Genomic DNA, 6,969 nt, shown 5'->3' with positions numbered 1-6,969 from the left:
CATACCGCCGGTACCCAGGGCAGTGCCTGCTCCGCCGGCGATGGATTCAATATGTGCGTCAATGTGTTCCACCACCGGGATCAGCTTTGCATGCTCACAGCGGCGGGGATCCTCTGAATACAGTCCGTCAATGTCGGACAGGATCACCAGCAGATCGGCGTTTACCAGAGAAGCCACAATGGCGGACAGGGAGTCATTTTCCCCGATCTCCAATTCCAGCTCGTCAATGGCGACTGTATCATTTTCATTGAAAATGGGGATCACGTTCATGTCCAGCAGCCGCTGGAAGCAGTTTTTTACGTTGTTGATCCGTTCGTTTTCCAGAATGGTTTTGGTCAGCAGGATCTGGGCTACGGTGATCCCGTAGTTTGCAAACTGCTGATCGTACATATCCATCAGCTCACACTGTCCTACGGCAGCAGCAGCCTGCTTGGTGGGGGTATCCTTGGGTCGCTCCAGCAGCCGCAGCTTGCCACAGCCCAACGCAATGGCACCGGAGGATACCAGAATGATCTCCTTGCCCGCATTGTGCAAGTCTGCCAGGATCCGGATCAGATTGTGCATCCGCCGCAGATTCAGCCTGCCGGTTTTATGGGTCAGCGTGGAGGAACCCAGCTTGACAACCACACGCTTTTTTTCAGAAATATTCAATGTATTCAACCTCAGTTTACAAGATTTTGCGGATTTCCCGCAAGAAAATGCTGCAAATTATCCGTCACGATTCCCAGCAGTCTTTGCCGGGTCTCCAGGGGTGCCCATGCGATATGGGGCGTGATGACGCAGTTTTTCGCATGCCGCAGGGGCGTATCCGGGTTCATGGGCTCCTGCTGCAGCACGTCCAGGTATGCGCCGGCGATGATGTCATTGTTCAGAGCCTCTGCCAGATCATGCTCTGCCACTACGCCGCCCCGGGCGGTATTGATGAGAATGGCAGAGGGCTTCATGCTGCCAAGCCGAATGGCATTGACCAGCTGGCTGGTATCTTCTGTCAGAGGACAGTGAAGGGTCAGCACATCCGCCCTTGCAAATGCCTCTGCCAGGGTGACCATAGGGTAGGGAGCATGCGCCGGTACGGTACGGGTGCTGACCAGTACCTGCATCCCGAAAGCGTCAGCGATTTTTGCAACGGCTTTCCCGATGCTGCCAAAGCCGATGATGGACAGGGTTTTCCCTGCCAGTTCCATGGTAGGGTAGGGGAAATAAGAGAAGGTCGGGGAGGTGCACCACTTGCCCTGGCGCACGTCCAGGTTATACAGGGGCAGCTTGCTGAAATGATCCAGCATGAAAGCAAATACCAGCTGTGCCACGGCGTTGGTGGAGTAACTGCCAGCGTTGCAGACCCGGATGCCCCGGGCGGTAGCGGCAGGAATGTCCACATTGTTGTAGCCGGTGGCGAACAGCCCGATATACTTCAGATTGGGGCATGCTTCTATAACTTCTCCGGTAATAGGCACCTTGTTGCACAGCACCAGTTCTGCGTCCCCGATCCGGGCGGCAGCCTCTCCGGGGCTTGTCAGACTGTAGCAGTCGATCTCATCCGCAAAGGGGCGGAAGCATTCCGGGGAAAGATCCTCATGGGCGGTCATGGTTGCCCAATCCAGAATCACAAGCCTCATGCCTTTGCTTCCTCGTCGGTCTTGCCCTTGGGGGCATTCTTTTTTGCCCGGGCGTGGTCGATGCATACAGTCGCAATGGCAAGGATCAGCATTACCAGTTCAAATACGCCGATGCCGTAGAACCAGGTGCGGCTTTCGTTGATATACAGCAGCAGGGTAGCAGGAACGGCAACCGCAAAGACCAGCTGATACATGCGGCGCATGCGGATAAACTGGATCACAAAAAAGATCGTGGCGATCACGCAGAAAATCAGATGGGATTGAAACGGCAGCGGAAAAACAGTACTTTCCATAAGTGCAGGCTGCAAATGCAGCCACTCCTTTCTCGAGATGGGTCGATTATTCAGATGCTCGTACATATAGTATAGCATGGAACAGTGGAATTTTCAAGTGTATCTGCATAGCTTTTCGCAATCCGGCTCGTTTTTTGCAGACTGTCGGATTTTGACGAACCAACGGGGCACTGGTGCATATACTATCCTTGGGTACGGAAAACGTATCCGATATAAGGGGGAGGATGTATATGTGTTGTCTGAAAAGCGGATGCCCGGCAATTTTACTGTCCATTCTGGGAGGCGTAGGCGCAGCGCTGCTGTACTACTTTGACTTTCTGACGCTGACTGTGGCGGCACCCTATGTGGTGCCCATTGCACTGGTGCTGATCGTCATTGCTGCAACAGCAGCCATCGCTTCTGCCGCATGCTCTGCCATGTGCCTGCGAGCCGCTGTTTGCCGGTATGGCTTGTGCCTGCTGTACGGAGCGGTTGTGCTGCTGACGGTGGCACTGCTCAGCTTTCTGCTGACCAATGTGCCGTTGCTGCCCTTTGTGCTGATCGGGGCGATCGCAGCTATTTTCAGCGTGATTATGCTGCTGTCCCTGATCACTGCAATCGTTCAGTGCATTTGCCCGCGCTGCAGCTAACACGAAGAAGGACTCCGGCGTGATCCGGGGTCCTTCTTTTCTTTTACTATGCTTCCGGGAAGGACAGCTGGTGGCTGTCCGGCAGATCCTTTGCAAGGACGCCTGCCGCCGGAATATTTTTGACGCTGTATTTTTTCAGCTGCTCCAGCTGCTCCGGGTCCACTGGGACAACACTGTCCAGCACTGCTTTTGCCTTGAGTGTGACCACCTGGACGCCGATGGTATCCCGGGTGGCTTTGGGCAGGATCATGGCTGTGTGGAAGAGCAGCGCCCGGTTGTTGGTGGTGCGCACCAGCAGTGCCGTATCCTCCGGACAATAAAGGATCTCCACCAGTCTGGATTTGCCGGAGTAGGCGTTGGCGAGCCGTTTTCGGTTGGTCTTGGTGGCATATGCGGGCAAGGGTACCTTGGCGATCTTGCCGTTTTCAAAGGCGAACAGCACAAAGCCGCTGTAGTCTACAGTGGGGATCATCTTCACCAGGCTTTCGTTTTCGTCAAATCCCAGCTTTGCAGGTACATAATCTCCCAGCAGGCTTGCCTTGGTATCATCAAAGGCACTGGCACGGCTTTTATATACCTGGCATCGGTCGGTGAAGAACAGCAGCTCCGTCCGGTTGGTTGCTTCAAACTGGGCTGCCATGGCATCCCCCTCCTTCAGCTTCTGCTCGCCGCTGACCCGCAGGGACTGGGGAGTGATCTTCTTGAAATAGCCGCTGGCGGAGCAGAACAGGTGCACCGGGTAATCCGGAGTCTCATCCTCCTCCGGCTCTTCCTCCAGCTGATCCGCATACAGGAACTGGGTGCGCCGGGGCTGTCCGTATTTCTCCTTCACGGCCTTCAGCTCTTCCGTAATGATCCGGCGGATCTTTTTCGGATCGCCCAGAATGTCCTGCATTTCTGCGATTTCTCCGGACAGGGACTCCACCTCCGCAATGCGCTTGAGGATGTATTCCCGGTTCAGATGCCGCAGCTTGATCTCTGCCACATATTCCGCCTGGATCTCGTCAATACCGAATTCCACCATCAGGTTGGATACCACGTCCGCTTCTTCCTCCGTTTCCCGGACGATGCGGATGGCGTGGTCAATATCCAGCAGGATCTTTTGCAGGCCTTCCAGCAGATGCAGCTTTTCGGATTTTTTTTGCAGGTCAAAATGCACCCGGCGTTTCACGCATTCCGCCCGGAACGCCACCCATTCCGTCAGAATCTCCCGGACGCCCATGACTTTTGGGGTGCCGGCGATGAGAATGTTGAAGTTACAGGAGAAGTTGTCCTGTAACGGGGTCATCCGGAACAGCTTTTGCATCAGCTTGTCCGGATCCGTACCCCGCTTGCAGTCAATGGCAAGCTTCAAGCCGCTCAGATCTGTTTCATCCCGGATGTAGGAGATCTCCCGGATCTTGTTGGCTTTGATCAGCTCAATGATCTTATCCATGATGGCTTCGATGGTGGTGGAATAGGGGATCTCGGTGATCTCGATGCAGTTGGCATCCTTATCATAGCTGTACTTTGCCCGGAGCCGGACGGAGCCTCTGCCGGTCTGGTAGATCTTGTTCAGCTCCCCTTCCTCGTAGAGCATGTAGGCGCCGCCGGGAAAGTCCGGCCCCTTTAATGTGCTGAGCAGGTCATGCTCCGGATTTTTGATCAAAGCGATACAGGTTTCGCAGACCTCCGCCAGGTTGAAGGGGCACACGCTGCTTGCCATGGAAACCGCAATGCCCATGTTGGCGTTTACCAGCACGGAGGGGAAGGAGGCAGGCAGCAGAGTCGGCTCCGCCATGGTGTTGTCGTAGTTGGGGACAAAGTCAATGGTTTCCTTGTCGATGTCCCGGAACAGCTCGTTGCAGATGGGATCCAGCTTGACCTCTGTATACCGGGAGGCGGCATAGGACATATCCCGGGAATAGGCTTTGCCAAAGTTACCCTTGGAGTCCACATAGGGGTGCAGCAGCGCCTCATTGCCCCGGGCAAGCCGCACCATGGTTTCATAGATGGCAGCGTCACCGTGGGGGTTCAGCCGCATGGTCTGTCCCACTACGTTAGCGGATTTGGTGCGCTGCCCGGTAAGCAGCCCCATTTTGTACATGGTATACAGCAGCTTCCGGTGGGAGGGCTTGAAGCCGTCGATCTCCGGCAGTGCCCGGGAGATGATGACGCTCATGGCATAGGGCATGTAGTTCTTCTCCAGGGTTTCTGTGATCTTTTCCTCTACCACGATGCCGGCGCCTTCGATATAGGCGTTGGGAATGGCTGCCCGCTTCTGTTGGGGTTCCTTTTTCTTTCGTGCCACAGGTGTCCCTCCTTATGAAATATCGGCAAGCTCCAGATAATCGCCGCCGTATTCAGAAATGAAATCCTTTCTCGCCTGCAAATTGTCCCCCAGCAGCATATCAAAGGCGGCAAAGGTCTTTTCCGCCTCATCGGAGGTGACCTGGATCAGCCGGCGTGTGGCAGGGTTCATGGTGGTCAGGGACATCATTTCCGGTTCATTTTCGCCAAGTCCCTTGGAACGCTGGATGGTGAATTTCTTCCCTTCCAGCTGGGACAGGATCTTGGTCTTTTCCTTTTCTGTATATGCAAAGTAGGTTTTGTCCTTGCTGTTGATCTCATACAGGGGAGATTCCGCAATGTATACATATCCCTCGTCAATGAGGGTGGGCGTCAGTCGGTACAGCATGGTGAGAATCAGGGTACGGATCTGGAATCCGTCCACGTCCGCATCCGTACAGATGACGATCTTGTGCCAGCGCAGATTTTCCAGAGAGAAGGAGGACAAATCCTTATTTGCCTTTGTCCGGACCTCCACGCCGCAGCCCAGTACCTTGATAATATCCGTAATGATCTCGTTTTTGAAGATTTTGGCGTAGTCCGCCTTCAGACAGTTGAGGATCTTGCCCCGCACCGGGATCACCGCCTGGAACTCCGCTTCCCGGGCGAGCTTGACAGAGCCCAGTGCGGAGTCGCCCTCCACGATGTACAGCTCCCGCCGGGCTGTATCCTTTGTACGGCAGTCCACGAATTTCTGTACCATGTTGGACAGGTCAATGGTGCCTGCCAGCTTCTTTTTCAGATTCAGCCTGGTGCGTTCCGCATTCTCCCGGCTCCGCTTGTTGACCAGAATCTGTTCACAGATCCGGGTGGCTTCGTCCGGGTTTTCAATGAAGTACACCTCAATCTGATGCTTGAGGAATTCCGTCATGGCCTCATAGATAAACTTATTGGTGATGGCCTTCTTGGTCTGGTTTTCGTAGGAGGTCTGGGTGGAGAAGCCGGAGGATACCAGCACCAGGCAGTCCTCAATGTCCGCATAGGTGATCTTGCTTTCGTTTTTCAGATACTTGCTGTTCTGCTTGAGATAGCTGTCAATCTGGGACACGAATGCCTGCCGCACTGCCCGTTCCGGGGAGCCGCCATGCTCCAGAAAGCTGGAGTTGTGGTAAAACTCCGTCAGCTTGATCTGGTTTGAAAAAGTCAGTGCCACATTGATGCGCACCTTATACTCCGGCTTGTCCGCCCGGTCACGCCCCTTTTTCTCGCACTGCCAGTGCTGGATGGAGGTCATAGCCTTGTCTCCCACGATCTCCTGCACATAGTCGGTAATGCCGTTTTCGTACCGGAATTCCCGGACAGAAAAGCTGCCGTCCTCACTCTGGCTCCGGTAGGTAAACAGCAGGTTCGGATTGACGATTGCCTGCCGCCGGAGAATATCGTGGAAAAACTCGTCCGGGATCCGGATATCCGTGAATACATCCAGATCCGGCTTCCACCGGGTTCGGGTACCGGTTTTTTTCTGGGTGGTGGGTTCTTTCTTCAGTCCGCCCACATTATTGCCGTGCTCAAAATGCAGGTTGTACCGGAAACCATCCCGGAAGATTTCCACATCCATAAATTCTGAGGCAAACTGGGTGGCACAAAGCCCCAGACCGTTCAGCCCCAGGGAATAGGCGTAGGTATCCCCCTCTGCGTCATACTTCCCCCCGGCGTACAGCTCACAGTAAACCAGCTCCCAGTTGTAGCGTTTCTCCGTATTGTTGTAATCCACCGGGCAGCCTCTGCCGAAGTCCTGCACCTCAATCGTCTGATCCTGGTACCGGGTGACGATGATGTGATCCCCGAAGCCGGCCCGTGCTTCGTCAATGGAGTTGGAGATGACCTCAAAAACGGAATGCTCGCAGCCGTCCAGTCCATCCGAACCGAAAATAACCCCGGGTCGCTTGCGTACCTTGTCTGCGCCCTTGAGCATGGTGATGCTTTCGTTGCCGTAATCCGCCTGCTTTTTCGCCATGTGCACACTGTTCCTTTCTGAAACACCCATACGGGTAGAATGCGTTCTTTTGCCGCTGATTTTTTATTATACCATTATTTTGAGAAGAATGCAAGGGCTGGGCGAACCGGTTCCACGGCATGCCGGCGGATTGACCTTTTTTGCCC

The 6,969-nt window shown here is 54.6% G+C and carries 6 protein-coding genes; 1 reads left to right on the top strand and 5 read right to left on the bottom strand.

All coding sequences use genetic code 11. The features are described 5' to 3' along the window. The 3 genes from proB to QVO51_RS03630 form a co-directional block, all read right to left on the bottom strand. Positions 1 to 645 (bottom strand): glutamate 5-kinase (proB, locus tag QVO51_RS03640; RefSeq protein ID WP_369677886.1); only part of this gene is annotated, 645 nt, incomplete at its 3' end. A gap of 17 nt (positions 646 to 662) precedes the next feature. Next, positions 663 to 1,616, bottom strand: coding sequence for a D-2-hydroxyacid dehydrogenase (locus QVO51_RS03635; RefSeq protein ID WP_022357280.1), 954 nt, complete (start codon positions 1,614 to 1,616; stop codon positions 663 to 665). Then, positions 1,613 to 1,924, bottom strand: coding sequence for a hypothetical protein (locus QVO51_RS03630; RefSeq protein WP_281527576.1), 312 nt, complete (start codon positions 1,922 to 1,924; stop codon positions 1,613 to 1,615). The genes QVO51_RS03635 and QVO51_RS03630 overlap by 4 nt, the downstream gene beginning before the upstream one ends. A gap of 215 nt (positions 1,925 to 2,139) precedes the next feature. Here QVO51_RS03630 and QVO51_RS03625 point away from each other — a divergent pair, with 215 nt between their 5' ends. Continuing rightward, positions 2,140 to 2,538, top strand: coding sequence for a hypothetical protein (locus QVO51_RS03625; RefSeq protein ID WP_022357278.1), 399 nt, complete (start codon positions 2,140 to 2,142; stop codon positions 2,536 to 2,538). 46 nt (positions 2,539 to 2,584) lie between these two features. On the opposite strand, the gene QVO51_RS03620 is transcribed toward QVO51_RS03625, so the two are convergent. Both QVO51_RS03620 and QVO51_RS03615 read right to left on the bottom strand, forming a co-directional pair. Beyond that, positions 2,585 to 4,828, bottom strand: a complete 2,244-nt coding sequence (locus QVO51_RS03620; RefSeq protein WP_022357277.1) for a DNA gyrase/topoisomerase IV subunit A — start codon at positions 4,826 to 4,828, stop codon at positions 2,585 to 2,587. Between the two features lie 12 nt (positions 4,829 to 4,840). Next, positions 4,841 to 6,823 (bottom strand): DNA gyrase/topoisomerase IV subunit B, encoded by a 1,983-nt coding sequence (locus tag QVO51_RS03615; protein WP_022357276.1) that lies wholly within the window; start codon positions 6,821 to 6,823, stop codon positions 4,841 to 4,843. Between the last annotated feature and the right edge of the window lie 146 nt (positions 6,824 to 6,969).

Origin of the sequence: Ruminococcus sp. CAG:379, from assembly GCF_000434255.1 — a bacterium.
Classification (GTDB): Bacteria; Bacillota; Clostridia; order Oscillospirales; family Ruminococcaceae; genus Ruminococcus_F; species Ruminococcus_F champanellensis.
The sequence above is the reverse complement of the archived record's forward strand: the minus strand, read 5'-3'. Positions and strand labels throughout refer to the sequence as shown.